Source organism: uncultured Endozoicomonas sp., assembly GCF_947495845.1.
GTDB lineage: Bacteria > Pseudomonadota > Gammaproteobacteria > Pseudomonadales > Endozoicomonadaceae > Endozoicomonas.
This window is the reverse complement of the sequence record NZ_CANMAO010000099.1, coordinates 1-609: the sequence shown is the minus strand read 5'-3', so window position 1 is coordinate 609 and position 609 is coordinate 1. Positions and strand designations below refer to the sequence as shown.

At 48.3% G+C, this 609-nt stretch carries 1 protein-coding gene; it reads left to right on the top strand.

Going from position 1 to position 609, the window contains the following annotated elements:
- Positions 1-609 (top strand): transposase (locus Q1B11_RS20255; RefSeq protein WP_299735829.1); only part of this gene is annotated, 609 nt, incomplete at both ends.

Sequence of the window (609 nt, the reverse complement as noted above, 5' to 3'; positions counted from 1 at the left end):
GATAAAGCCCCTGCTTGTCGAACCCATCATCAGCACAGTAAAAAACGTAACCGTCCGACGTATATCTGGGGGCAGTGCTGGGTCTCTCTTGCTGTGATTTTTGAACGAGCGGCAGACGAAATGTTTACCGCTATTCCAATCATCTCATTTCCAACGCCGGCTTCAGGAAACACCAGTAAACTGAAAATAGCTGTTGCCATGCTCAAGGTGGTGCGAGAAGAAGTAAAGGATCGAGTGTTACGGCTGGTTGCTGACTGCTGGTTCATGAATGCGACCCTGATAGAACCCACTCTGGCAATGGGCATAGAAGTTATTGGTCAAATACCCAGGAATCGTGCCCTATATGCACGGCCGGTGGAGCTCCTCAAAAAGAAACGAGGACGACCCAGAAAATACGGCACCAAAATGACGGCAGATGAAGTGGAGAAATTATCGGAGCACAAGGCTATCGTATGGTTGTACGGCAAGCATCGTTCAATACGTTATCGAACCATGATTTGCCGCGCCAAATTCCTCAAAGGCCGGGAGGTACGAGTAGTTTGGAGTCGTTTTGAAAATGACAAAGGGTTAACCGAAAGCCGGATATTCATCTCAACCAATGCAGAGCAC